This window comes from Streptomyces amakusaensis (assembly GCF_039532665.1).
GTDB classification, from domain to species: Bacteria; Actinomycetota; Actinomycetes; order Streptomycetales; family Streptomycetaceae; genus Streptomyces; species Streptomyces amakusaensis.
Genome location: NZ_BAAASB010000003.1, coordinates 453,250 through 478,252 on the forward strand (window position 1 = coordinate 453,250; position 25,003 = coordinate 478,252).

General features: G+C 71.8%; 24 protein-coding genes and 1 riboswitch. Of the genes, 5 read left to right on the plus strand and 19 right to left on the minus strand.

The genetic code is table 11. The features are described 5' to 3' along the window. Nucleotides 1–49: 49 nt before the first annotated feature. The 8 genes from ABD371_RS07165 to clpS form a co-directional block, all read right to left on the minus strand. Complete coding sequence (locus tag ABD371_RS07165; RefSeq protein ID WP_344473934.1) at nucleotides 50–154, minus strand: putative leader peptide; 105 nt, start codon at nucleotides 152–154, stop codon at nucleotides 50–52. 69 nt (nucleotides 155–223) lie between these two features. Beyond that, nucleotides 224–997, minus strand: coding sequence for an ABC transporter ATP-binding protein (locus ABD371_RS07170; RefSeq protein WP_344473936.1), 774 nt, complete (start codon nucleotides 995–997; stop codon nucleotides 224–226). Further along, nucleotides 994–1,998 (minus strand): FecCD family ABC transporter permease, encoded by a 1,005-nt coding sequence (locus tag ABD371_RS07175; protein WP_344474122.1) that lies wholly within the window; start codon nucleotides 1,996–1,998, stop codon nucleotides 994–996. The genes ABD371_RS07170 and ABD371_RS07175 overlap by 4 nt, the downstream gene beginning before the upstream one ends. 130 nt (nucleotides 1,999–2,128) lie before the next feature. Further along, nucleotides 2,129–3,109 carry an ABC transporter substrate-binding protein gene (locus tag ABD371_RS07180; protein WP_344473938.1) on the minus strand — a complete coding sequence of 327 codons (981 nt, stop codon included), beginning with the start codon at nucleotides 3,107–3,109 and terminating at the stop codon, nucleotides 2,129–2,131. Nucleotides 3,110–3,153: 44 nt separating this feature from the next. Further along, a riboswitch (cobalamin riboswitch) is annotated at nucleotides 3,154–3,268 on the minus strand. Between the two features lie 26 nt (nucleotides 3,269–3,294). Then, a complete protein-coding gene (locus ABD371_RS07185; protein ID WP_344473940.1) occupies nucleotides 3,295–3,717 on the minus strand; it encodes a M67 family metallopeptidase in 423 nt (140 codons plus the stop codon). 93 nt (nucleotides 3,718–3,810) lie between these two features. Beyond that, nucleotides 3,811–5,289, minus strand: a complete 1,479-nt coding sequence (locus ABD371_RS07190) for an amino acid permease (protein WP_344473942.1) — start codon at nucleotides 5,287–5,289, stop codon at nucleotides 3,811–3,813. 408 nt (nucleotides 5,290–5,697) lie between these two features. Continuing rightward, on the minus strand, nucleotides 5,698–6,291 hold the full coding sequence (locus tag ABD371_RS07195; protein ID WP_344473944.1) for a DUF2017 domain-containing protein: 594 nt from the start codon (nucleotides 6,289–6,291) through the stop codon (nucleotides 5,698–5,700). Further along, nucleotides 6,291–6,605: an ATP-dependent Clp protease adapter ClpS gene (gene clpS, locus ABD371_RS07200; protein ID WP_190125735.1), complete on the minus strand. Its 315-nt coding sequence runs from the start codon at nucleotides 6,603–6,605 to the stop codon at nucleotides 6,291–6,293. Before clpS ends, ABD371_RS07195 begins: the two co-directional genes overlap by 1 nt. Nucleotides 6,606–6,744: 139 nt before the next feature. Here clpS and ABD371_RS07205 point away from each other — a divergent pair, with 139 nt between their 5' ends. Then, the gene (locus ABD371_RS07205) at nucleotides 6,745–8,073 is read left to right on the plus strand and encodes a nicotinate phosphoribosyltransferase (RefSeq protein WP_344473947.1); all 1,329 of its coding nucleotides are present in this window, start codon (nucleotides 6,745–6,747) and stop codon (nucleotides 8,071–8,073) included. A gap of 184 nt (nucleotides 8,074–8,257) precedes the next feature. Then, the gene (locus tag ABD371_RS07210) at nucleotides 8,258–8,845 is read left to right on the plus strand and encodes a nicotinamidase (RefSeq protein ID WP_344473949.1); all 588 of its coding nucleotides are present in this window, start codon (nucleotides 8,258–8,260) and stop codon (nucleotides 8,843–8,845) included. Nucleotides 8,846–8,890: 45 nt separating this feature from the next. Here the strand turns inward: ABD371_RS07210 and ABD371_RS07215 are convergent, their stop codons facing one another. The 4 genes from ABD371_RS07215 to ABD371_RS07230 form a co-directional block, all read right to left on the minus strand. Next, nucleotides 8,891–9,211 (minus strand): hypothetical protein, encoded by a 321-nt coding sequence (locus ABD371_RS07215; protein WP_190125732.1) that lies wholly within the window; start codon nucleotides 9,209–9,211, stop codon nucleotides 8,891–8,893. 123 nt (nucleotides 9,212–9,334) lie between these two features. Then, entirely contained in the window at nucleotides 9,335–11,761 is a 2,427-nt protein-coding gene (locus ABD371_RS07220; RefSeq protein ID WP_344473951.1) for an immune inhibitor A domain-containing protein, read from the minus strand. A 337-nt stretch (nucleotides 11,762–12,098) separates the two neighbouring features. After that, the gene (locus ABD371_RS07225; RefSeq protein ID WP_344473953.1) at nucleotides 12,099–12,782 is read right to left on the minus strand and encodes an RDD family protein; all 684 of its coding nucleotides are present in this window, start codon (nucleotides 12,780–12,782) and stop codon (nucleotides 12,099–12,101) included. 79 nt (nucleotides 12,783–12,861) lie between these two features. Beyond that, nucleotides 12,862–14,331, minus strand: coding sequence for an RDD family protein (locus ABD371_RS07230; RefSeq protein WP_344473955.1), 1,470 nt, complete (start codon nucleotides 14,329–14,331; stop codon nucleotides 12,862–12,864). A gap of 320 nt (nucleotides 14,332–14,651) precedes the next feature. Here ABD371_RS07230 and ABD371_RS07235 point away from each other — a divergent pair, with 320 nt between their 5' ends. Further along, nucleotides 14,652–15,152: an SsgA family sporulation/cell division regulator gene (locus ABD371_RS07235; RefSeq protein ID WP_344473957.1), complete on the plus strand. Its 501-nt coding sequence runs from the start codon at nucleotides 14,652–14,654 to the stop codon at nucleotides 15,150–15,152. 34 nt (nucleotides 15,153–15,186) lie between these two features. Here ABD371_RS07235 and ABD371_RS07240 read toward each other — a convergent pair whose 3' ends face one another. Continuing rightward, entirely contained in the window at nucleotides 15,187–16,554 is a 1,368-nt protein-coding gene (locus ABD371_RS07240) for an FAD-binding oxidoreductase (RefSeq protein ID WP_344473959.1), read from the minus strand. 108 nt (nucleotides 16,555–16,662) lie between these two features. Between ABD371_RS07240 and ABD371_RS07245 the strand changes: the two genes are divergently transcribed. Next, complete coding sequence (locus tag ABD371_RS07245; RefSeq protein ID WP_344473961.1) at nucleotides 16,663–18,135, plus strand: tetratricopeptide repeat protein; 1,473 nt, start codon at nucleotides 16,663–16,665, stop codon at nucleotides 18,133–18,135. A 1-nt stretch (nucleotide 18,136) separates the two neighbouring features. Here ABD371_RS07245 and ABD371_RS07250 read toward each other — a convergent pair whose 3' ends face one another. The 5 genes from ABD371_RS07250 to hppD all read right to left on the minus strand — a co-directional run bounded on the left by ABD371_RS07250 (nucleotide 18,137) and on the right by hppD (nucleotide 23,601). Beyond that, complete coding sequence (locus tag ABD371_RS07250) at nucleotides 18,137–18,793, minus strand: class F sortase (protein ID WP_344473963.1); 657 nt, start codon at nucleotides 18,791–18,793, stop codon at nucleotides 18,137–18,139. Nucleotides 18,794–18,899: 106 nt separating this feature from the next. After that, nucleotides 18,900–19,490, minus strand: a complete 591-nt coding sequence (locus ABD371_RS07255) for a hypothetical protein (RefSeq protein ID WP_344473965.1) — start codon at nucleotides 19,488–19,490, stop codon at nucleotides 18,900–18,902. Nucleotides 19,491–19,621: 131 nt separating this feature from the next. Then, the gene (locus ABD371_RS07260; RefSeq protein WP_381733324.1) at nucleotides 19,622–21,652 is read right to left on the minus strand and encodes a sensor histidine kinase; all 2,031 of its coding nucleotides are present in this window, start codon (nucleotides 21,650–21,652) and stop codon (nucleotides 19,622–19,624) included. Then, nucleotides 21,639–22,370 (minus strand): response regulator transcription factor, encoded by a 732-nt coding sequence (locus ABD371_RS07265; RefSeq protein WP_344473967.1) that lies wholly within the window; start codon nucleotides 22,368–22,370, stop codon nucleotides 21,639–21,641. The genes ABD371_RS07260 and ABD371_RS07265 overlap by 14 nt, the downstream gene beginning before the upstream one ends. An 85-nt stretch (nucleotides 22,371–22,455) precedes the next feature. Then, nucleotides 22,456–23,601: a 4-hydroxyphenylpyruvate dioxygenase gene (hppD, locus tag ABD371_RS07270; protein ID WP_344473969.1), complete on the minus strand. Its 1,146-nt coding sequence runs from the start codon at nucleotides 23,599–23,601 to the stop codon at nucleotides 22,456–22,458. A gap of 121 nt (nucleotides 23,602–23,722) precedes the next feature. On the opposite strand from hppD, the gene ABD371_RS07275 reads away from it, so the two are divergent. Continuing rightward, a complete protein-coding gene (locus ABD371_RS07275) occupies nucleotides 23,723–24,196 on the plus strand; it encodes an Lrp/AsnC family transcriptional regulator (protein ID WP_190125722.1) in 474 nt (157 codons plus the stop codon). A gap of 4 nt (nucleotides 24,197–24,200) precedes the next feature. On the opposite strand, the gene ABD371_RS07280 is transcribed toward ABD371_RS07275, so the two are convergent. Next, nucleotides 24,201–24,989, minus strand: a complete 789-nt coding sequence (locus ABD371_RS07280; protein WP_344473973.1) for a hypothetical protein — start codon at nucleotides 24,987–24,989, stop codon at nucleotides 24,201–24,203. Nucleotides 24,990–25,003: the final 14 nt, after the last annotated feature.

Consider the following 25,003-nt stretch of genomic DNA (forward strand, 5'->3'; position numbering starts at 1 on the left):
ACGGCGGTCGAGAGGCTCGGTGGCCGGAAAGCGGTGGGGCTTTCGGTGCTCAGGGACACATCGCGCCGGCGACGCGGCACAGGTCGACATGGAGCCGCGCGACGAGCAGCACTGAGCCGCCTCGCGCCTTGTCGCTCATGTCGTGGAGAACCATGCGGTCATCGTATCGATTCCCGGTCCGGGATCCGGAATGTGATCTCGGATGCCGGACGGAAACCGTTCACTATGCGGGAGGGAGATAGGTGATCGTGGGGGATCCGGTGGCCGGATGGACCGCGATCTCGGCCTTGACCCGGTAGACCTCGGCGAGCAGTTCGGGGGTCAGGACCTCGTGGGGCGTGCCGGATGCGACGAGCCGTCCGGCTTGGAGGACATGGATCCGGTCGCAGTAGTGGGCGGCGAGGTTGAGGTCGTGCAGGGCCAGCAGGCTGGTGGTGCCGAGGGTGCGGATGAGGCCGAGGATCTCCAGCTGGTAGTGGATGTCGAGGTGGTTGGTGGGCTCGTCGAGGACGAGCAGCGCGGGCCGTTGGACCAGGGCCCGGGCGACGAGGGCGCGCTGGCGTTCGCCGCCGGAGAGGGAGGGGAAGGGGCGGTCGGCGAGGTCGGTGATGTGGAGCCGGCCGAGGGCGTCGCCGACGGCGGAGGCGTCGTCGGCGGTGTCCTGTTCCCAGAAGCGTTTGTGCGGGGCGCGGCCCATGGCGACGATCTCGCGGACGGTCAGTTCGAATTCGCCGGGGCTGTCCTGGGGGACGCTGGCCACGCGCCGGGCGCGGGCCTTGGGGCCGAGCGCGGTGAGTTCGTCGCCGTCGAGGCGGATGCTGCCGGCGCTGGGGCGGAGTGTGCCGTAGACGCAGCGCAGCAGGGTGGTCTTGCCGCTGCCGTTGGGGCCGACGAGGCCGACGGTCTCGCCGGGGCGGGCGTCGAGGGCGACGTCGTGCAGGAGGGTGCGGCCGTCGGTCTCGTAGGTGATTCCGGTGAGGGTGAGGGAGGCGGTCACAGGACGGCTCCTTGCGCGCTGCGGGAGCGCATCAGCCAGAGGAAGAGCGGGCCGCCGATGAGGGCGGTGAGCACTCCGACGGGGATGTCCTGCGGTGAGGCGACGGTGCGGGCGGCGAGGTCGGCGACGACGAGGGCGAGGGCGCCGCCGAGGGCGGAGACCGGCAGGAGGGCGCGGTGGGTCGCGCCGACGAGGAGCCGGGCGGCGTGCGGGACCATCAGTCCGATGAAGCCGACGGCGCCGCTGGCGGAGACCAGGACGGCGGTGACCAGGGAGACGAGGATGAAGACGGCGGCCCGGAAGCGGGAGACGTCGAGTCCGAGGACGGTGGCCCCTTCTTCTCCGACGAGCAGCAGGTCGAGGGGGCGGGCGAGGGCGAGGAGCAGGGGCAGGGCGGCGGCGAGGACGAGGCCGGGGATCCAGAGGGCGTCCCAGCGGGCGCTGCCGAGGCCGCCGAGCGACCAGTAGAGCGCTTCGCGGAAGTGTTCGGGGCGGGCGGAGGAGACGAGGACGAGGGTGGTGAGGGCGGTGAGGATGTAGGAGACGGTCACCCCCGCGAGGACGAGCCGGGTGCCGGTCATGGAGCCGCCGCGGCGGGCCAGTCCGTAGACGAGGACGGTCGCGGCGAGCGCTCCGGCGAACGCGCCGATGGGCATGGCGACGGCGGTGGTGGTGCCGATGCCGAGGGTGAGGACGACGACGGCTCCGGTGGAGGCTCCGGAGGAGATCCCGAGGAGGAAGGGGTCGGCGAGCCGGTTGCGCACCAGGGCCTGGAGGACGGTGCCGCAGACGGCGAGCCCCGCGCCGACGAGGGCGCCGAGCAGGACGCGGGGCAGTCGTACGTCCATGACGATGGTGCGGAACGGGCTGGGCGCCGCGCCGGGGAGGAGGGCGTCGAGGACCTGTCCCGGGGGGATGCGTACGGAGCCGAGGCTGAGGCCCGCGACCACCGCGACGGCCAGGGCCGCCGCGAGGGCGGTGAGGACGGCCCCGTACCGCAGCCGGGAGGCGGCTGCGGTGGAGGGGCGGGCTCCGGTTTGGCGGGCGGACTCGCGGACTGACTCCGGGCCGGGGGCCGGCTTCGGGCCGGGCTCGGGGGCGGGCTTCGTCACAAGGTTCACGGCTGTGGCGTCACTCGGAGAACTGCGAGGCCAGCTTGGTGATGGCTGCGGGGGCGCGTACCCCGAGCACCGCGTCGGAGAGCGGGAGCACCGCGAACTTCTTGTTCTTGACGGCGGGGACGTCGCGCAGCACCGGGTCGTCCAGCAGGCGCTTCTTCTTCTGTTCGACGGTGGTGGCGCCGTAGTCGAGGATGACGATGATCTCCGGCTTGCCGGCGACGACCTGCTCCCAGGTGGCGTCGCCGAAGGCCTTGCCGATGCCCGCGAAGACATTGCGGCCGCCGGCCCGGGTGATCAGTTCGTTGCCGATGCCGGTGCCGCCGACGGTCTGGGCGGTCTTGTCGCCGCTGTCGTAGACGAAGACGGGCCGGGGCTCGCGGCCCTTGAACCGCTCCTCGGTCTTCTTGACGGTGGCGCGCGCCTCGGTGATCCACTTCTGGGCGCGGTCGCCGGCGCCGAAGGTGCGGCCGATCTCGTCGATCTCACGGTAGACCTCGTCGAGGGTGGTCCTGCCCTTGGCGCAGTACTCGATGTTGAGGCGGGAGTCGATGCCGGACTTCTTCAGCTCGTCGCGGGTGCGGCCGTCCTTGGCGTCGAAGGCGCTGGCGTATCCGCCGTAGACGAAGTCGGGGTCGGCCGCGAGGAGCTTCTCCTTGGAGGGGTACTCCTTGGCGAGGACGGGGATGGCGTCGTACGCCTCGCGGTGGCGCGGCAGTACCTGGTCGTCGAGGTAGGCGGTGCCGGCGAGGGACTTCTCCAGGCCGAGTTCGAGCATGATCTCGGTGACGTGCTGGTTCATGGTGACGGCCCGTTCGGGGGCCTTCTGGTACGTCGTCTTCACACCGCAGTTGTCGACGGTGTAGGGGAAGGCTCCGCCGGCCGGGGCGGCCTTGGTGTCGGCGGGCTTCTTCTCCGTGTCGGCGGCGCAGGCGGCGAGCGGGAGGAGCAGGGCGGCGGCTATGAGCGCGCGGGTGGAGCGGTGTGCGGACATGACGGGGTACGGCCTCCTCCGGGGATTTCCACGTCCCCTTGGTGTTGGGAGAAGGGCGGCAGGTCAGTTCCTGGCTGCCAAGCCGGGGGGCTTGGTCACAGTGGCGGGACCGCGCCGGATTCGCACCGGCTTCCTGGGTCCTGCCGCCCCTTTTCAGACATGCCGAGTCGAGACTCGGTCAGGGCTCAGTATGCATCCACGACCTTGATGTCTTCTTCGGTGATCTCGCCGTCCACGATGCGGAAGGACCGGAACTGGAAGGGTCCGGCGGCGTCGGTGTCGGCGGTGGAGACCAGTACGTAGTGCGCACCGGGTTCGTTCGCGTAGGAGATGTCCGTTCGCGAGGGGTATGCCTCGGTGGCGGTGTGCGAGTGGTAGATGATCACCGGCACTTCGTCGTTGTCGTCCATCTCACGGTAGAGCTTGAGCAGATCCGCGGAGTCGAACTCGTAGAACGTGGGCGAGCGGGCGGCGTTCAGCATGGGGACGAAACGCTCGGGGCGGCCGCTGGACTCGGGGCCGGCGACCACGCCGCATGCCTCGTCGGGGTGGTCGGCGCGGGCGTGCGCCACGATCTGGTCGAAGAGAGCCTGGGTCAGGGTCAGCATGGCGATCAGGATAAACAGACCGGGAAACGGGCGGGCCCGTACCGGTGTCCGGTACGGGCCCGCCCGTTCACGCGTCCGCCCGCGGGGCGGCGGTCAGCGCTTGACGAAGGCCGCGCCCTGGGGGTTGCGGCGCTTGAGGACCAGATAGGACACGCCGAGGATCAGCGCCCAGAACGGGGCGACGTAGAGGGAGATCCTGGCGTCCTTGTCGATGCCCATGAGCACGATGACCATGCCGATGAAGGCGAGCGCGAACCAGCTGGTGTAAGGCGCGCCGGGGGCCTTGAAGGTGGACTGCGGGAGTTCGCCGCGGTCGGCCTTGGCGCGGTAGCGGATCTGGCTGACCAGGATCATGATCCAGGCCCACATGCCGGAGATGGTGGCGAAGGAGACGATCTTGTTGAAGGCCTCGCCGGGCCACTGGTAGTTGATCCAGACGCCGATCATCATCAGGCCCGCGGAGAAGGTGGTGCCGATCAGCGGGGTGCCGTTCTTGGTGAGCCGGGTGAAGAACTTCGGGCCCTGGCTGTTGAGCGCGAGGTCGCGCAGCATCCGGCCGGTGGAGTACATGCCGGAGTTGCAGGAGGAGAGGGCGGCGGTGAGGACGACGAAGTTCACGATGGCCGCGCCGGTCTGGAGGCCCATCTCGTCGAAGGCGGCGACGAAGGGGGAGACGCCGGGCTTGAAGTTGGTCCAGGAGACCACCGACAGGATCATGATCAGCGCGCCGATGTAGAAGACGGCGATGCGCCACGGCACGGTGTTGATGGCCTTGGGGAGGGTCTTCTCGGGGTCCTTGGACTCGCCCGCGGTGACGCCGACCAGCTCGACCGCGAGGAAGGCGAACATCACGATCTGGAGGGTCATCAGCGTGCCGCCGATGCCCTTGGGGAAGAAGCCGCCGTCGTCCCAGAGGAGGGAGACGGAGGCGGTGTCGCCCGCGTCGGAGAAGCCGAGGGTGAGGATGCCGAGGCAGATCAGGATCATGCCGATGATGGCGGTGACCTTGACCATGGAGAACCAGAACTCCAGCTCGCCGAAGAGCTTCACGGAGATCAGGTTCGCGCCGTAGAGGATGATCGTGAAGACCAGTGCGGAGATCCACTGGGGGACGTCGAACCAGTACGTCATATAGCTGGCCGCCGCGGTGACCTCGGTCATTCCGGTGACGACCCAGAAGAGCCAGTAGGTCCAGCCGGTGGCGTAGCCCGCGAAGGGGCTGATGAACTCGCGTGCGTACTCGGAGAACGAGCCCGCGACAGGGCGGTACATCAGCAGTTCGCCGAGGGCGCGCATGATGAAGAAGATGACCACGCCGGCGATGGCGTAGGCCAGGATGAGGCTGGGTCCGGCCTTGGAGATGCCCTTGCCCGCGCCGAGGAAGAGACCGGTGCCGATCGCTCCGCCGATCGCGATCATCTGTATCTGGCGGGCGCCCAGGCTGCGGTGGTAGCCCTGGTCCGCGCCCGGTCCGCCGGCGGCCCGGGCCGCGGTGGCGTCGGCGGTGTCGGTGAGCCCCGTGACACCCTTGCCGTCGTGCCCGTCATCTTTGCCGACCTGCACTGAGGTCATGTTGGTGCGCCCTTTCTCCATGCGGATCCGCTCCCGCCGCCATGGGCGTGCGGACGCGGATCAGGTCCTGATCCCCCCGGATACGGATGGAGTGCTACCGGCGATCCGCCGGCTCAAGCGCCCCCAGGGGCATGGGTGGCGCCCCTGGCGGTCGTGAAGATTTATCACGGTCGACATGGAGATCACTCAGGAAGAGTGTGACGCAGACCACCGCCAGAGACGGACATATGTCCCCCGACACGACAAAGCGTTCGGGTGCGGTGACGCGATCGTTATCCGGATTTGAGCGTCCGCTGAGCGTTCACCGAGGGGTCGGTACGGGGTGGCGCGGGGCCGCGCGGAGGCCCCCGGCGGAGCGGGCCGCCGGGGGCCGTGAAGGGGGCGTGAAGGGGCCGTGAAGAAGCCGGGTCAGGGCATCAGGGTTTCGACGAGGGTCTCCTGGAGCACCCCGAGCCAGAGGTAGGCCATCACCATCGGCTTGCGCGGATCGGAGTCCGGCAGCCGGTAGAGCCCCGCGCCCTCGTCCTCGTCGGTGACCTCCAGACGGGTGCCGATGGTCAGCCTGAGGTCGTTCAGCGAGCGCAGCCAGGGCACGGAGTCGGGCGCGGTCAGCTTGAGCACCGCGCCGCCCTCGGCGTCCACGGTGAGCGCGTCGAGGGCGCGGACCACCGCCATCGCGTCGTCGCGCTTGTGGGTGCGCAGATCGTTCTCGGTGAAGCGGCGGAATTCGGAGGAGGCCTCCTGGAGCTCGTCGTCGGGCTTGTCGGCGGCGGGGTCGATGTAGGCGTCGGGGAAGAGCCGGGCCAGCGCGGGATCGGCGGGCGGCTCGCTCGGGCCCTCGGCGAAGAGGGCGGCGAGGGGGTCCTCGCCCTCGACCGGCGTCTCGCCGGGTCCGATCAGCTCAAGGAGCTGGACGGCGAGCGAGCGCAGGATCGAGATCTCGACCTCGTCCAGCGCGATGGCCGCGCCGCCGCCGGGGATCGGCTCGAAGTGTCCCGGCATCAGTTGCGGTCCTGGGAGAGGGTCGCCCACAGTCCGTATCCGTGCATCGCCTGGACGTCGCGCTCCATCTCCTCGCGACTGCCGCTGGAGACGACGGCGCGTCCCTTCTGATGGACGTCGAGCATCAGTTTGCGCGCCTTGTCCTTGGAGTAACCGAAGTACGCCTGGAAGACGTAGGTCACATAGCTCATCAGATTCACCGGATCGTTGTGGACGAGCGTCACCCACGGCACGTCGGGCTCGGGAACGGCGAAGGTCTCCTCCGCCGACTCAGGACGTTCGATCTCTGTGGGAGCAACACTCACCTGGTCCATGCTGCCACTCAGGGGGGCTCGGCGCATAAACGGCCACCCACATCTCGTCACTTTGACGAGATGTGGGATAGCATCCGGGCCATGGCTGGATCGCCCGTGCTCGAAGGGCGACCGAGACGAAAGCGCGAGGCTGAGTGCCGTGAACACCGCTGATCTGGGACTGCCGGTGGACGTCCCTTCGACCGCCCTCTTCACCGACCAGTACGAGTTCACGATGGTCCAGGCGGCCCTGCGGGCGGGCACCGCCGGCCGCCGCTCGGTCTTCGAGGTCTTCACCCGCAGACTCCCCGAGGGGCGGCGGTACGGCGTCGTCGCGGGCACCGGCCGGGTGCTGGACGCCGTGGAGAACTTCCGCTTCGACGCGGACGTGATCGGCTTTCTGCGCGAGCGCGGCATCGTGGACGAACCCACCCTCCAGTGGCTCTCCTCCTACCGCTTCAGCGGCGACATCTGGGGCTATCCGGAGGGCGAGGTCTACTTCCCCGGCTCCCCGCTGCTGCGGGTCGAGGGCTCCTTCGCCGAGTGCGTGCTGCTGGAGACGGTGATCCTGTCGATCCTCAACCACGACTCGGCGATCGCCGCCGCGGCCTCCCGGATGTCCTCGGCGGCCGGCGGCCGGCGGCTGATCGAGATGGGCGCGCGGCGCACCCACGAGCTGTCCGCGGTGGCCTCCGCCCGGGCGGCCTATGTCGGCGGCTTCGACTCCACCTCCGATCTCGCGGCGGGCTTCCGCTACGGGATCCCGACGGTGGGCACCAGCGCGCACGCCTTCACCCTGCTGCACGACAGCGAGCGGGACGCCTTCCGCGCGCAGGTCGACTCGCTCGGGCGCGGCACCACCCTGCTGGTCGACACCTACGACGTGGCCGAGGCCGTCCGTACCGCCGTGGAGATCGCCGGACCGGGTCTGGGGGCGGTACGGATCGACTCCGGCGATCTGCTGCTGGTCGCGCACCGGGTGCGCCAGCAGCTGGACGAGCTGGGGGCGCGGGAGACCAGGATCGTCGTCACCTCCGACCTGGACGAGTACGCCATCGCCTCGCTGGCCGCCGCCCCGGTGGACGCGTACGGGGTCGGCACCCAGCTGGTCACCGGCAGCGGGCACCCCACCTGCTCGATGGTGTACAAGCTGGTCGCCCGCGCCCGCTCGGCGGAGGCGGGGGCCCCGCTGGAGCCGGTGGCGAAGAAGTCCCTCGGCGCGAAGTACTCCCTCGGCGGCCGCAAGTGGGCCGCGCGGCGTCTCGACGGGGAGTCGGTCGCGGAGGCGGAGGTCGTGGGCACCGGGCCGGTGCCGGCGGAGCTGGTGGCGCGGCAGCTGCTGGTGGAGCTGGTCAGGGACGGCAAGGTGGTGGCGCGGGAGTCGCTCGACACGGCGCGCGAGCGGCACATCGCCGCGCGGGCGGCGCTGCCGATGTCGGCCGTTCAGCTCTCCCGGGGGGAGCCGGTCCTGCCGACCGAGTACGTGTGAGACGGGCGGGCGCGGCAAGGCTTCCCCCTGTGACGCGCCCGCTCTCCGCTGCCATGCTCATGAAAAGCCTCCCGTGCGGTATTACTGAGGCACGGAGGCCCCACCGGCGCCTCCCGCGTCTCCAGCCACCGCGCGAACCGGACCCCGTACCGGACCCCGCCCCCGACCCCGAAGGACAGCCGCCATGCACCGGGCCTTGATCGTCGTCGACGTTCAGAACGACTTCTGCGAGGGCGGCAGCCTCGCGGTGACGGGGGGCGCCGAGGTCGCGGCCGGCGTCACCGAGCTGATCGGCCAGTCGGTTCCCGCCGGATACCGCCATGTCGTCGCCACCCGTGATCACCACATCGACCCGGGCGGCCACTTCTCCGACACCCCCGACTTCGAGACCAGCTGGCCGCGCCACTGCGTGGCGGGCACGGAGGGCGTGGGCTTCCATCCGAACTTCGCGCCCGCGGTCGCCTCGGGCGCGATCGACGCGGTCTTCGACAAGGGCGCGTACGAGGCGGCCTACAGCGGCTTCGAGGGCTCGGACGAGAACGGCGCCAAGCTCGCCGACTGGCTGCGCGCGCACCAGGTGACCGAGGTCGACGTGGTCGGGATCGCCACGGACCACTGTGTGCGCGCGACGGCACTGGACGCGGTGCGCGAGGGGTTCACCACCCAGGTGCTGCTCGATCTGACGGCGGGCGTGTCGAAGGAGCGCACCGAACGGGTGCTGGAGGAGCTGCGGGAGGCGGGCGTGACGCTGACGGGGAAGCCCGTCGGCTGACGCGCCGGAGCCCCGGAGCCCCTGGTGCCGGCTGAATACCCTGGGTCACTCCCGTAACGCGGAGCGTTCTCGCAGCAGCGTGCGGAAGGGGTGCCACAGCTCGGAGGCGGTCTGCGGCAGCGTCCGCCACAGCAGCCCGTCCGGATGGTGCAGCACCGCGGTGATCTCGTCCGGGGTGGGCGGCTCCGTGTTCCCCCGGAGATAGACCGCCCGCAGCCCCAGATTGCGCAGCCTGGTCAGGGCTCGCGCACGGTTCGCCGCGTGCACCAGGAATCGGGCCGGCCGGCCGTCGCCCAGCGGGCTGGGCAGGCTGAGCGCGACCACCACACTGCCGTTCGGCAGCTTGCTGAATCCTCCACCGGGCATTTCGGTCCACTCCCCCGTCGAGATGGTCTGTCAATAACGGTCCAGTCCCCGCACCTAAACACGATCGGCCGCCGCCCGCTAGAGGGCGACGGCCGATCATGCTTTGACCTGCTGTTATGCCAATTACTTGGTCGAGGGACCCACCTTGACCGTGATCGTCTTGCCGTTCTTCGGCTCCTTGACGATCGAGATCTTGGTGTTGGTGTCAGCGACCTTGACGCTGGCCGTCGGGTTCTCGGCGGTCCAGTAGACGCCCTTGCGGTCGTCGAAGACGCTGTTGCCCGGCCGCGACTTGATCGTCGTCGGCACGCCCGCCCGGTGCAGGGTCACCGCGTCGTACGGCCGGGTGCTGAAGGTCGCGTCGAAGGACTGGATGCGGTTGCGCATGATGGTGCCGTCCGCCCACTTCAGCGGCGACGGGTTGGCGTCGATCGGCAGGATCTGGCCGGCCCCCGGGTGGAGGCTGACGTTGTTGTCCCGCTGGAAGGTGTCCCAGAGCCAGATCAGCAGACCGTTCTGGTTCTTGTAGTGCTCCACCCACTGGTGCTTCGGGGCGGTGAACCCGAAGTTGTACGGGCCGAGCTCCAGCGTCTTGTCATAGCCGGTGTACTGGCGGTTCTCGGCGATGTAGTACTGCTCGTAGTCCTTGGTGAAGGAGTCGCCGATGCGTGAGAAGCCCTTCACGGTCCAGCCCGCGTCGTCGCCCTCGGCGTTGTCGGTGAAGAGCGGCGCGCCGTCGGCCCTGACGGTGATCGCGTCGGCCGCGAACCCCTTCTCGGCCGTCGCGCCGTCCGTGCGGTACTGGAACCGGAGGTCGATCTTCTTGCCCGCGTACGCGTCCAGCCCGTAGACCAGCTGCTTGTACGCGCCGGAGCGGCCGGTCAGCGCCGGGGTGCCGCTGGCGTCACGGGTGATCGGCTTGCCGTCGGCCGTGCCGTCCAGCGCGGTCCAGTTGGCCCCGCCGTCCGTCGACACCTCGGTGTAGACGTGGTCGTAACCCCGCTCGGCCTGCCACCAGCCCCACAGCTCCAGCGCGGCGCTGGACTTCCCCGTCAGGTCGACCGTACGGGTGAGGCTGTTCCGCAGGTCGTCGCCCATGTCGCTCCACCACTGCTTGGAGCCCTCGGCGGGCTTCACGACAGGGGTGGTGCCGGGCTTCTTCGGGAGGTCGACGATGAGCGCCTGGGGGCGCTTGGTGTTGTACGCCGAGACACCGAGGGTGTGGGTCGAGTCCGTCGCGGCCCGCGCCTTGGTGTAGTTGAGCCAGCCCAGCTGGAGCTTGTCCCAGGAGGTCATGTCGCCGGGCAGGTCGCCGATCGCGCCCTTGCCGGTGCCCAGCCACGAGCCCGAGGACATCAGGCTCCAGAAGCCGGTGGAGTTCTCGCCGCCCCGGCCGGAGTAGTCGTACAGATCGGGCAGGCCCAGGTCGTGGCCGTACTCATGGGCGAAGACGCCGAGTCCGCCGTTCTCGGGCTGCACGGTGTAGTCGCCGACCCAGACGCCGGTGTCGCCGATCTGGGTGCCGCCGGCCTTGTTCAGCCCCGGGCCGGTCCTGCCCGCGTCGGTGCCGTACGCGTACCAGCGGTGCGCCCACAGGGCGTCCTTGCCCTGCGCGCCGCCGCCCGCCGACTCGTCCTCGCCCGCGTGGACGAACTGGAAGTGGTCGATGTAGCCGTCGGACTCGTTGAAGTTGCCGTCGTTGTCGAAGTCGTAGCGGTCCCACAGGTCGTACTCGGCGAGCGCCGCCTTGATCTGCGCGTCGGTGCGGCCCTGGGCCTTCTGGTCCCGGACCCAGGCGTTGACGCCGTCACGGACCGCGTCCCAGGCGTTCTCGCAGTTGCTGCCGCCGCAGTAGTTCGAGCCGTAGCGGGCCTCGTTGTAGTCGACCTTCACCCAGTCGGAGACGGTGCCGTCGACCGAGTAACGGCCGGAGGAGGCCTGCTCGAAGTACGTCTTCACCGACTGCTTGGCGACGCCGTTCGCGTCCTTGCCGGTGCCGAAGTAGAGGTCCTCGAAGTGCTTGCGGTTGTAGTCCGCCCGCCAGTCCGTGGAGTTGTTGACCGCGCGGTCCGGCTTGGCGATCTGGTTGTGGGCGGGGCCCGGGGTGCCGCCGTACTTCTTCACCGGCGGAAGGGGGCCCTCCGGCCCGTCGGGGTCGTGCGTGGTGGTGTCGTCGACCTTGTCGCCGAACTCCAGCAGGATCGTGAAGATCTTGTCGGTCTTCTCCCGGCCCAGCTCGACGTACTTGCCCTTGTCGAGCTTGACCACATTGGATCCGTCGCGCCGCTGCACGGTCGCGTCCCCGGATATGACCTTCTCCAGCGCCGACTCGCGCTGCTGTGCCTGCTGCTTGCTGAAGGGACCGTCGAGGTCGTGGTCGACATGGTCCTTCCCCGGCGCCGGGTCGTGGCGCTCGATGCCGTTGGCCGCCGGTACCGAGGATCCCTGATCCCCCGCCTGGGCGGTGCTGAACGCCGCTGCCGCCGCCGTGGTCGCGGCGAGCGCGACGAACACGGCCGTCGCTCGGGTCGTCCGTCTCTTGGTGGTCACGTGTTCCGGTGTCCTCCCCCGCGCCCTCGCCGCAGACCTGAGTGGGGCTGCCCGGCCGAGGGACGCGCGCGTCACAAGTGACCGCATTCGACCGCAGCCGGAGAAGAAAAGACAACCCTTGACTAGGACATTCCAACTGCACTATGCAGAAGTGGAGTTCCGGTATCCGGACAGCCCTCGAAGGGACGGCAAATACGCGAGAACCGGACAGAGGGCAGAGGGAACAGGCCAGTCGGCGGTCCGTATGGCACGGTGCGCCCCCTAATGCTCCGAGGCCGCGAGTGAGGCGGGAGTCACCTCACGGTTTCGGGGGACGCCGGAGGGCAAGAGCCCCACGTCAGGCCGGAACGGTCACCACCACGGTCTTGCCCGCCTTGTCGTGCAGCCCCTGGCGATAGGGCTTGTCGGCGATGATCGTGATGATGATGACCAGCCACCAGACACAGAAACAGCAGATGAGAGCGGGGGCCCAGAGCACCGTGGCGCGCAGCAGCGCGGAGCGGGTGTCCGGGGTGCCGCCGTCGTTGAGCAGCGCGACGCGGAGCTTGAACAGCCGCTTGCCGATGGTCTGGCCGTCCTTCTTCACCATGAGGGTGTCGTAGGCGATGTAGGCCACCAGGGAGATCAGCGACCACGCCCACTGCCGTCCGGTGTTCACATCGTTGGCGATGTCGTCCCAGCTGTCCCCGCTGTCGCCGACGTTCCAGCCCCCGAAGATCAGGGAGAGCAGGAAGAGCGGGATGAAGATGATCAGCGCGTCGACGATCCGGGCGGCGAGCCGCTTGCCGAAGTCGGCGAGCGGGGGCATCCCGGCCAGCGGATCGGGGCCGCCGCCGTAGGGGCCGCCGCCGTAGGCGTTGGGGTCGTACGGGGGCATCCCGCCGCCGTACGGACCGCCCTGGCCGCCCTGGCCCCCGCCGTACGGGGAGCCGGGCGGGTCGGGGTCCTGCGGCTTCTTGAAGAAGGGGTCGTCCTCGGGACCGCCCGGGCCGGGGGGCGGCGGCGGCTGGTCGTTGCTCATGAGGGCAGTGCACCCCGAGCCCGGTCCCCCCGCAAAAGCTCGTGTGCCGTTCGGGGGAACCGGGCCGTGCGGCGGGCCGTCAGCCGTCGGTGACGAAGGTGTGCGCCGCCTTGTCGTGCCAGCACTGCCGCCAGGGCCGGTCGAAGAGCCCCCAGAGCACATTGAGCACCCCGACGACGGCGAGGCCGAGCACCCCGTACACCAGCCAGCGGCGCAGCGCCGCCCCGAACGACGGGGGTTCGTGCGACTCGATGTCGACCACCTTGAGCCCGCAGAGCCGCTTGCCGAGGGTGCGGCCCCAGCGGGCGACCGGCAGGGCCTCGCAGAGCGCGCCGAGGATCAGCAGTGCGCCGAGGACGATGCCGAGGTGGACGGCGGTGGTGCCGTCGAGCAGCCAGACGGTGACGGTGCGGCCGGACTGTCTGGCCGCCTCGATCTTGCCGTCCACATGGTCGAGGGACTTCAGCGCCACGGGCACGGCGACGGCCGCGGTGAGCGCGCCGAGGACGACGGTGTCGATCAGCCGGGCGGCGAACCGCCTGCCGAGCGCGGCGGGCCGGGCGGCGGCCTGCGCCTGGGCCAGCTGGAGGAACGGATCGGCGACCGGGGGCTTCCAGGGGACGACGGGCTGCTGCCGCTCCCCCTCGTCGGCCCGCGCGAGCCGGTGCACCTGCTGGGCCCAGGAGTCGGCCCCGCCGCCGCCCGGCCCCTCGGCGACGGCCGCCGGGGGCTGGGGCTGCTGCGGCTGCGGCTGCGGCTGCGGCTGGGCGTACTGCTGTTGTTGTACGGGGGGCTGCGGCCGGACCGGCGGTGCGGCCGGGGCCGGAGCGGGGGCCGGGGCCGGGGACGCGGTCCTGGGGCGGATGGTCATGGTGCCCTCGGCCGGGGGCCGCTGCTCGCCGGGGTGCGGCTCGGGACGCGGCTCGGGACGCGGGTCCGGCTCCGGACGGGAGCGGACCGGCCGGATGGTGACGGTCCGGTCGGCCGGCGGCCCGCCGGTCGGGTCGCCGCCCTGCGCGGGCAGCCGGGGGTCGGCGGCCCGCCCGGGGGCGCGGCTCTCCGGGACCTGTCCCCGGACGTCGGCGGCCCCGGGGGCCGACACCGGCCCCTGGGGAGCGGGCACATGCGCCGCCGCCGCGTCGGGCGCGCGCACGGGACCGGAGGGCCCCTGGGCGCGCGGGTCCTGGCCGCCGCCCCAGGAGACCCGGTGGTCCCGCTCGCCGCCGAAGCCGGTCTGCCGCGAGGTGTCCGCCTGCCAGGCGGTGGCCGGTTCCGGCAGTCCGGGCTCGTCGGAGGGGTCCTCGTCGAGAAAGACCGGCCCGGTCTCCTCCAGCCGCTCCGCGGCGGCCGACTCCGCCCGGGTCGCCTCCGGCCGGGCGGCCCGGCCCGGCGCCGGCGGCATGACCTCACCCGTCTTGGGCGCGGGCCTGCTCGTACCGGGCACCCAGGCGGCGCCGTTCCAGTAGCGGACATATCCGGGGATGGAAGGATCCGGGTAGTAGCCGGGCTGAGGACTGTCGTCCCCGCCGGCCGGGGTTGGGGCGCTCATCACCGTGGTCCCGTATCTCCTCAAGAGCCTCGATCAAGGCTCCACATCTATCAGACGCTCGTGGGCACCTGGGCCCGTCCAGCTGTAACGACCACTATCCGGGGAGGTTCCGTTCCGGTAGGCGTTCCGGGGCGGTGGGGCCGGCCCACTCGGCCGATCGGAACGGCCGGCCGGAACCGCGGCGACCGCGAGCACTGTCGGGTAACCCCAAGATCACAGAAAGTTCTTGCCGAAAGTCGCGTCATCGGCGGGCGCGACCCCGCTCTCACCTCGCGAGGGCCTGATCGGGGCCCTGTACCCAGCGGGCGAGGGAGCCTCTTATGCACACCGTGATCGAACGCGAACTGGAGCTGAATCTGGTGCTGTCGCCGGAGCGCAGCGTCCCGGTGCCCGCGCGGCTGACGTATCGGACGGCCGATCCGTATGCCGTGCACATCACCTTTCACATCGGGTCGGAGCACCCGGTGACCTGGACGTTCGCACGTGAGTTGCTGGTGGAGGGGGTGTTCCGGCCGTGTGGGCACGGGGATGTGCGGATCTGGCCGACGAAGGTGTCGGGGCGGAGTGTGGTGCTGATGGCGCTCAGTTCGCCGGACGGGGACGCGCTGCTGGAGGTGTCGGCGGGGGTGGTGTCGGCATGGCTGGAGCGGACGCTGAGGATCGTGCCGCCGGGCGCGGAGGGCGGGCGGCTCGATCTGGACGGGCGGCTGGCGGAGCTGCTGTCGCCGAGGCGGACGAACCAGCTGTGGGCCGGGGGGCACCGCGCCCCCGGGGAGGAGACCCCGGGGCCCTCCGACGAGCCGTCGGACGGCGAGGCGTAGCCGGGGTGAGGGCCTGGGCGGCCGGGTTCGACGCTCAGAAGAGTTTGCCGGGGTTGAGGATGCCGAGCGGGTCGAAGGTCCGCTTGACGCCCCGCTGGAGCTCCACGCCGACCGGCCCCAGCTCCCTGGCGAGCCACTCCTTCTTGAGCAGCCCGACGCCGTGTTCGCCGGTGATCGTGCCGCCCAGTTCCAGCCCCAGGGCCATGATCGCGTCGAAGGACGCGCGGGCCCGGCGGGACTCGTCCGGGTCGTGGTGGTCGAAGCAGACGACCGGGTGGGTGTTGCCGTCGCCCGCGTGGGCGCAGACGCCGATGGTCAGACCGTGCTCGGCGGCGATGGCGGCGGTGCCCTCGATCATCTCGCCGAGCCGGGAGCGGGGTACGCACACGTCGTCGATCATCGTGGCGGGCTTGAGCCGTTCCAGTGCGGGCAGTGCGGTGCGGCGGGCCTGGAGGAGGAGTTCGGACTCGGCGGCGGTGTCCGCCGGGACCACCTCGGTGGCTCCCGCCGCGCGGCACAGTTCGCCGACGGCGGCCAGATCGGCGGCGGGGTCGGCGGTGTCGAACGCGGCGAGCAGCAGGGCCTCGGTCGTCTCCGGCAGGCCCATGCCGGTCATCGCGTTGACGGCGCGGACCGTGGTGCGGTCCATCAGTTCCAGCAGTGAGGGGGTGTGCCCGCGCTCCATGATCGAGCAGATCGCCTCGCAGGCGGAGGCGGCGGAGGGGAACTCCGCGCCGAGCACCAGCCGGGCGGGCGGCTTGGGGCGCAGCGCCAGGACCGCCTTGACCACGATGCCGAGGCTGCCCTCGGATCCGACGAAGAGTCTGGTCAGGTCGTATCCGGCGACGCCCTTGGCGGTGCGGCGGCCGGTGGTGAGGAGCCGTCCGTCGGCGAGGACGACGTCGAGGCCGAGGACGTACTCGGCGGTGACCCCGTACTTGACACAGCAGAGCCCGCCGGAGGCCGTGCCGATGTTCCCGCCGATGGTGCAGGTCTCCCAGCTGGAGGGGTCCGGCGGGTAGGTGAGTCCGTGCTCGCCGACCGCGCGGGCGAGATCGGCGTTGATCACGCCGGGCTCGACCACGGCGATCCGGTCGACCGCGCTGATCTCCAGGATGCGATCCATCCGGATCAGCGAGAGCACCACACAGCCGTCGGTGGCGTTGGCCGCGCCGGACAGTCCCGTACGGGCGCCCTGGGGGACGACGGGCACGCGCAGCGCCGTGGCGGTCCGCATCACCCGCTGGACCTGTTCGACCGTGCGCGGGAGCACGACGGCCGCCGGGACGCCCGCCTCGCAGAAGCCGGCCATGTCCCGTGCGTAGGAGGCCATCACATCGGGGTCGGTGATCAGGGCTTCGGCGGGCAGGTCCGCACGGAGCCGTTCGAGGAGATCGTCCATGATCCCAGCCTCGCACCCGGGGCCATCGGTGTGAACCCGCCGGCCTTCCGCCGCCCCGAACGGAGCGCGTTCATCATATGGACTGCCCGCTGACGCACAGTGAGCGTCATGGGCAGTGAACGGATGAAGAACGCCGCCGTCGGGACACTGGTCGCCGCGACGCTGATCGCCGGGCTGGTCGCGATCGCCCCCCAGGAGCGCGAGGGGCCGCGCCCCGCGCCCGGTCCCGCCGCGCGCGCCCGGGCGGCGGCCGTCGCCGGTGCCCCGGCCTCCCTGCCGGAGCTGAACGCGCTGATCGCCGAGCGGGAGCGGTGGCTGAAGGGCCGTCCGGACGACGAGGAGTCGTGGGCGGTGCTGGGGACGGCGTACGCGGAGCGCGGGGCGCGCTTCGCGGACTGGGCCGCGCTCCCCCGGGCCCAGAGCGCGCTCCGGCGCTCGCTGGAGCTGCGTCCGGCCGCCGAGGGCAACGCCGAGGCCCTCCTGGGGCTGTCGGTGCTGGCCGGGGCGCGCCAGGACTTCACCGCCGCCCGCGACCACGCCCTCCAGGCGCGGAAGCTGCGGCCCCGGCGGTGGACGGTGCACCAGGCGCTGATCGAGGCGTACAGCGGGCTCGGGGACTACAAGGCGGTCGCCGCGTCGCTGGAGAAGCTGACCTCGCTGTACGACGGGCCGCAGGCGCGGGGCGTCGCCGCCCGGGTCTACCGCGACAAGGGCTGGCGCGAGGACGCGGCGGCCAACGCCCACGACGCGGTCGCCGCCGCCGAGGGGAGCGCCGAGCGGGCGGCGGCGCTGTACCGGCTCGGCGAGTTCGCGTGGGAGCGGGGCGAGCCCCGGGAGGCGATCGAGAGTTACGGCCTGGCGCTGCGGCTCGACGCGGGACACCATCACGCGCTGGCGGCGCGGGCCAGGGCGCTGGCGGCGCTGGGCCGCACCGATGAGGCGCTGCGCGACTACCGGGCGGTGCTGGACCGGCATCCGCTGCCGGAGTACGCCCTGGAGGCGGGCGAGCTGTGCGAGTCGCTGGGGCTCGGGGCCGAGGCGGCGGCGCGGTACGGGGAGGTGCTGGAGTCGGCCCGCCGGGCCGGGGCCGCCGGGGTGAACCAGGAGCTGGTGCTGGGGCGGTACGAGGCCGACCACGGGGATCCCGACGAGGCGGTGCGCCGGCTGACGGCCGAGTGGGAGCGGGGCCGGCACAGCTTCGAGGCGGCGGACGCGCTGGGCTGGGCGCTGTTCCGGGCGGGGCGGGCGCGGGAGGCGCTGCCGTACGCGAAGAGGGCGACCAAGGAGGGGCCGCGCAGCCCCTTGTTCTCGTACCACCGGGGGGAGATCGAGCGCGCGCTCGGGCTGTACGGTCCGGCGCGCCGGGACATCGGGCAGGCGCTGCGGATCAATCCGTACTTCTCTCCGCTGCTGGCCCCGGCGGCCCGCGCGGCCCTGTCGGCGCTGGGCGAGCCGCCGGCGGGCGGTCCGAAGAAGATCACGGGCCGGGAGGGGCTGATCAGGCCCGGCGCGGTCGGCGGCGGCGTACGGCAGCGGACCGGGACCACGGCCGGCACCGGGACCGGGGGGACGGTCCGTTAGGTCAGGTGCGGGTGGCGTAGACGATCAGGTTGTCCACCGGGTGGCCGTCCGCGTCGAAGCCTCCGTCGCAGGTGATGAGGCGCAGCTCGCGGCCGTTGACCGGGCCGTACACCCGCTGGGTCGGGAAGGCCTTCTTGCGGACGGTCTCGGTGTGGGTGACCTTGAAGCGCGCGGTGGATCCGGCGTCGTTGCGGACGGCGATCTCCGCGCCCTTGTCGATCTTCTTCAGATCGTGGAAGACGGCTTTGCCGAACTTGGTGTCGTTGTGACCGATGATCACGGACGCGCCGGGTTCGCCGGGGACGGGCGCGCCGGTGTACCAGCCGGCCGTCATGCCCTTCTCGGGCGGCGGGACCTCGACCGTGCCGTCCTTGTTGAGGCCGAGGGTCATCAGCGAACTCTTCACGCCGATGGAGGGGATGGCCACCTCGACGGGGGCCGCGACCCGGTCGGCCTTCTCCGGTACGGAGGGTTCGGACGGCTCGGAGGGCTCGGAGGGCTCCGGCGGGTCGGCGGGCGCGGTCGGGGCGGCGGCCGTGACCGGGGCGCGGTCCGTGGTCCCGCCGGTGTCCCCGCCGCAGCCGGTGAGGGCGGCGAGGGCGAGTGCGGCGAGTACCAGGGCCGGGGCCGGGCGGGTACGGGGCTTCGTCGGGGGCATCAGGGGCTCCAGGTCCGGTCGGCGACGGGCGGCGACGGGCGGCGGCCCCGGCGGAGGGTTCGCCGGGGCCGCCGCTGAAGGGGGGACAGGTCGTCTCGGCCCGCGGTCAGTTGGCGGAGGCGCGGCGGCGGACGACGAGGACGCCGGCACCGGCGACGAGCGCGAAGGCGACGGCCGAGCCGGTGAGCAGGCCGGTCGTGCCGCCGCTCTCGGCGGGGCGCTCACCGGCGGCGACGCCGCCGCGCGGGGTGACGACGGCGGGCCGGGCGGTGGACTTGGCGTCGCCCAGGTTCACCTTGGGCTGCTCGCGCTCGGTGACACCGGCGCCCGGGGCGACGGTGGGGGTCCGGCGGTCGGCGGGCTTGGCGCTCGGCCGGGCGGTGGACTTGGTGCCGCCCGAACTCACCTTGGGCTGCTCGCCCGCGGCGACCCCGCCGCGCGGGGTGCGGACCTCGGGGGCCCAGACGGTGCCCGCGGCGGCGCCCTTCTTCCGCAGGGCCTCCTTGTCGGCGGCGGAGGCCTTCGCCCACCGCTCCTCGGCCGCCGCGGCCTTCTTCTTGCGGGTGTCCTCGACCCCGGCGGAGGGGGTGGCCGTCGGCGTCGAGTCCGCGAACGCCGCGCCCGCCGGGGCGATCATCGCGCCGACCGCCGCGACGGCGACGACCAGGGCGCGCGGGGAGAGACGGTAGGTCTTCACAAATGGCTCCATTCCGGCTTACAGCTCGGTCTGTGGGGTGCTGCCGAAGCCGCGTCGCGATCGCGCCCCGGCATGACCGCCAGGCTGGCGTGAAGATATGAAGAACCTGTCAGAGCGCTGTGGTCGGAGTATCAGGGCTGCCGGACGGGCTCCAGCGGCAGCCGGAGGGTGAAGACCGTCCCCTCGCCCTCCCGGCTCGTCACCCCCACCGAGCCGCCGTGCGCCTCCATCAGCTTGCGGACGATGGCGAGGCCGAGCCCGCTGCCTCCGGTGCGCCGGTTGCGGGACTTCTCCGCGCGCCAGAACCGGTCGAAGACATGCGGGAGGTCGGCGGCGGCGATGCCCTGCCCGGTGTCGGCGACCTCCAGCGCGAGCAGCCGCTCCCCGTCCGCGTACGCCCGCAGGGTGACCGATCCGCCGGGCGGGGTGTGGCGTACCGCGTTGGAGACGAGATTGCCCACGGCCTGGCGCAGCCGGACCGGGTCGGCGTGCAGGAGGGGTACGGGGGCGGAGCCGGGCGGGGCGACCCGGAGGGCGACGCCGGCGGTGTCGGCGCGGCCCTGGTGGGCGGCGGCGACCTGGGCGAGGAGTTCGGCGGTCCGGAGCGGCTCGGGGTGCAGCCGCAGGGCTCCCGCGTCGGCCTCCGCGAGGTCCTGGAGGTCGTCGATGATGTGCTGGAGCTGTACGGCCTCCTCCAGGAGCGAGGAGACGAAGGCCTCGTCGGGCTCGGCGACGCCGTCCTGCGCGCCCTCCAGCCAGCCCCGGATGTTGCTCAGGGGGGTGCGCAGCTCGTGGGCGACATCGCTGACCATGGCCCGCCGCTGGGCCTCCAGCCGGGCGCGGTGCTCGGCCATGTCGTTGAAGGCGGCGGCCAGTCGCCCGACCTCGTTGTCGGCGGTGACCGGGACCGGCTCGGTGCTCTCGCCGTCCTTCATCCGCTGGGCGGCTCCGGTGAGCGCGCGCAGCGGTTTGACCAGCCGGGTGGCGGCGAGGAGGGTCGCGCCGACGGTCAGCGCGAGGACGAGGGCGGCGACGCCGACGATCCGCGCGGTGTTCGTCGGGGAGAGGTCGAGGCCGGGGACGGTCGCCCCGTCGGGGTCGCCGATGAACAGCAGCGCGGGCGAGGAGACGTGGGAGCCGAGCTGTTCGGCGCGGGCTGTGCCGACGCAGCCCGCGATGTCGCGGTCGGCGGCGCTGTCGGCGAGGGGCATCGGCCTGGCGGTGCGGGTCTTGACGGGGCCGGGACTCTGCCACACGGCCGGCGCGCCGAGGTCCGCCCCGGCGTAGCGGTCGTCCACCCCGGCGTGGCCGTCGTCCACCGCCGGCCCCTCCTTCCAGGACAGGTCGAGGCGGAGCCGTACGCCGGGCCGTCCCTTCCGTTCGAGGCAGGCGTCGGAGAGCCGGTTGAGCGCGGTGAGCGCGCGGGCCTCGGTCTTGGTGGGGGCGGCGAGTTCGTCCTCGCCGCAGCGGATGCCCGCGGCGGCCCGGTCGCCGGTGTGGCCGACGATCTGGATCCGGGGGCGGCCGCTGGGGGTGTCGACGATGTCCGAGGAGAGCCCGAACTTGCTCAGGCACTCGGTGACCCGCTCCGCAGCCGTCCGCAGTTGCCCGCGTTCCCCCCGGGGCAGCCGGAACGGGCCGACGGCGCGCGGGTCGATCCGGTCCGCCGCCCGGCCGCCCGGCTGCTGGGCGTCGGCGACCAGTGCGCTGTCGGAGCTGAGCGGGTCGACCACGGCGGACGGCTGGGCGGGCAGGGCGGGCGGCGTGCTCCCGCCTCCGGCGGCGGAGTCGGCGATGATCCGCCGGTCCCGGGTGGTCAGCGCGATCCGGCGGTCGTAGGTGCGGGCCAGCTCTCGTACGGTGCTCTCGACGCCGTCCCACTGGGCGTTGGTCGCCGCGTGGCCGCGCAGGGTGTCGTAGACGCGGGCGCTGTCGGTGAGGTTCTGGCCCTGTTCGCGCTTGATGGCCCCGGAGGTGGTCTGGACGGCGAGCCAGGCGGTGGCCGCCACCGAGCAGGCCGCCACCAGGGCGGAGACGGCGAGGAGACGGCCCAGCAGGCTCTTGCGGAGCGGCAGTCTGCGCTGCCGGTGCTCACGGGTGGCCGGGGAGTTCCGGGCGGACCTGGCCTCCCGGTCCGCCCGCCGGCGCTCAGGCCCGCGCACGGTCGGTCTTCCGCTCCGGGGCGGCCATCTTGTAGCCGACGCCGAAGACGGTGAGCAGCAGGACGGGTCTGCGGGGCGCGGGTTCGATCTTCTTGCGCAGATTCATGATGTGGACGTCCACGGTCCGGTCGCCTATGTAGCGGGCGAAGCCGTGGAGTTCCTCCAGGAGCCGTTTACGGGTGAAGACCCGGCCCGGTTCGGCCGCCATGGCCGCCAGGATGCGGAACTCGCCGGGGGTGCAGTCGATCCGCGCGCCGCCGACGGTGACCTCGTGCCGGTGCGGGTCCACGACGAGGGGGCCGACGGTGAACACGGGTTCGGCGGGCGGGGCGCTCGCCCCGTCAGGGGCCGTCCGGGTGCGGCGCAGCAGGGTGCGGACGCGGGCCATCAGCTCGCGGGGGCTGTAGGGCTTGGTCATGTAGTCGTCGGCCCCGAGGTCGAGTCCGAGCAGCAGATCGTCCTCGGTGGAGCGGGCGGTGAGCATCAGCACCGGGAGTCCGTACTCCTCGGCCCGCAGGATGCGCAGCACGTCGAGGCCGTCGACCTTCGGCATCATCACATCGAGGACGAGCAGATCGGGCGGTCTGCGGCGGACCGCTTCGACGGCGGCCCGGCCGTCCCGTACGAGGGTGACGCTGTGGCCCTCCCGTTCGAGATAGCGGCGGACCAGTTCGGCCTGCTTCTCGTCGTCCTCGGCGATCATCACTAGTGCGCACATTGCTGCCGATCGTAGGCAGCGCGCGCCCCGCCGGGCCGGGCGGGGCGTCGCGGCCCCGCCCGGCCGGTGCCCGGAGGCGGCCCGCTCAGAGGTTGCCGCGCTTCTCCTGCTCGCGCTCGATCGCCTCGAAGAGGGCCTTGAAGTTGCCCTTGCCGAAGCCCATCGAGCCGTGCCGCTCGATCATCTCGAAGAAGACGGTCGGCCGGTCCTGGACCGGCTTGGTGAAGATCTGGAGCAGATAGCCGTCCTCGTCGCGGTCGACGAGGATCTTCAGCTCGCGCAGGGTCTCGACGGGCACCCGGGTCCTGCCCGCCCACTCGCCGAGGGTGTCGTAGTACGAGTCGGGGGTGTCCAGGAACCGCACGCCGGCGGCGCGCATGGCGCGCACGGTCGAGACGATGTCGTTGGTCGCCAGGGCGATGTGCTGGACGCCCGCGCCGCCGTAGAACTCCAGATACTCGTCGATCTGGGACTTCTTCTTCGCGACGGCGGGCTCGTTGATCGGGAACTTGACCTTGAGGGTGCCGTCGGCGACGACCTTGGACATCAGGGCGGAGTACTCGGTGGCGATGTCGTCGCCGACGAACTCCTTCATGTTGGTGAAGCCCATGACCCTGTTGTAGAAGGCGACCCAGTCGTTCATCCGGCCGAGTTCGACATTGCCGACGCAGTGGTCGATGGCCTGGAAGGTCCTCTTCGCCGGGGGCTCGACGATCGGCTCGGCGGCGACGAAGCCGGGGAGGTAGGGGCCGTCGTAGCCGGAGCGGTCGACCAGGGTGTGCCGGGTCTCGCCGTAGGTGGCGATGGCCGCGAGCACCACCGTGCCGTGCTCGTCCTTCAGCTCGTACGGCTCGGCGAGTCCGCGTGCGCCGTGCTCGACGGCGTAGGCGTACGCGGCCCGGGCGTCGGGGACCTCGATGGCCAGGTCGACCACGCCGTCGCCGTGTTCGGCGACATGCCCGGCGAGGAAGGCTCCCCACTCGCTGGACTGTTTGACGACCGAGGTGAGCACGAAGCGGGCGGATCCGCTCTCCAGGACGTAACTGGCGGTCTCCCGGCTGCCGTTCTCCGGTCCGGAGTAGGCGACCAGCTTCATGCCGAAGGCCGTGGAGTAGTAGTGCGCCGCCTGCTTGGCATTGCCGACGGCGAAGACGACCGCGTCCATTCCCTTCACCGGGAAGGGGTCTGCCTCGCGCGCGGTGGTCAGGTGATGATCAATGGTCTCAGTCATAGTCGCAGGCTCCACCCGATCCACAAGGTGCGCAATAGTTCGCGTTTTGGCTGGGCAATATGACTAGAGCAGCCCGGGAACGGTGATGCTTTCTGTACATGATGACCACCTGGAGGGCTCCATGGCGATCGATCATCTGGACGGGCGGCTGATCGTGCTGCTGGCACGTGAGCCGAGGATCGGGGTGCTGGAGGCCTCCCGCAGGCTGGGGGTCGCGCGCGGCACCGTGCAGGCGCGGCTGGACCGGCTGCGGGCGCACGGCGTCATCAGGGGTTTCGGCCCCGACGTCGATCCGGCGGCGCTCGGCTACCCGGTGACCGCGTTCGCGACGCTGGAGATCAAGCAGGGGCAGGGCGCGGATGTGCGGGCCCATCTGGCGACCGTCCCCGAGGTGCTGGAGCTGCACACCACCACCGGGCACGGGGACATGCTCTGCCGGCTGGTGGCCCGCTCCAACGCCGATCTTCAGCGGGTGATCGACCGGGTGGTGGGGTTCGAGGGGATCATGCGGGCGTCGACGGCGATCGTGATGGAGAACCCCGTACGGCTGCGGATCATCCCGCTGGTGGAGCAGGCGGCCGGGCCTCCCCCGTAGGGCGTCAGCAGGAGGGGACCTTCCCGCCCCGCTCCAGGGCCCGCAGCGACTCCGCCGCCCCCTTCAGATCGGTGACGGGCACCAGCCTGAGCCCCTCGGCCTCCCCCGCCTTCGCCGCCTCGCACTCGCTCCTGGGCACGAGGAAGACCTCCGCGCCGTCCCTCTTGGCCGCCTGGGTCTTGAGCGCCACCCCGGCGACGGGGCCGACGTCGCCGTCGGCGTCGATCGTGCCCGTGCCCGCGATGTCCCGGCCGCCGGTTAGATCGCCGCCGGAGCCGTCGCCGTCGAGCTTGTCGATGATCCCGAGGGAGAAGAGCAGCCCCGCGCTGGGCCCGCCGACATCGGCGAGACGGAGGGTGACCTTCACCTTCTTCGGGTCCCGCCCGAGATAGGAGAGCGCCGCCAGCGTCGCCTCGTGCTGGGAGTCCGCCATGTCCGCGAGATTCCGCTCGGCGACCTCCTCGTCCGACTTCCCCGCCGGATAAACGGTGTCCCGGGGCAGCACCGAGCGGTCGGTACGGAACCACCCGTCGGCCACGTCCCCGAGGTCCACATCCGCGTCGGGCCCGGTGGCGACGATGGTCGTCATCCGCAGCTCCCCCTCCGTCTCCCGCACGGGCGCGCCCGTGATGGAGATGACCGGGCTGCCCTGGTGCTCACCGAGGACGTTCACGGTGGCCCCGGGCTGCGCGATCACATACGGCAGCGGCGCGAACGCGGCGACGGCGAGCAGGGCGGCGACGGGGACGGCGCTGAGGGCGATGGCGCGGGTGCGCGTGAGGCGGGAGAGCACAGCGCCAATCTATC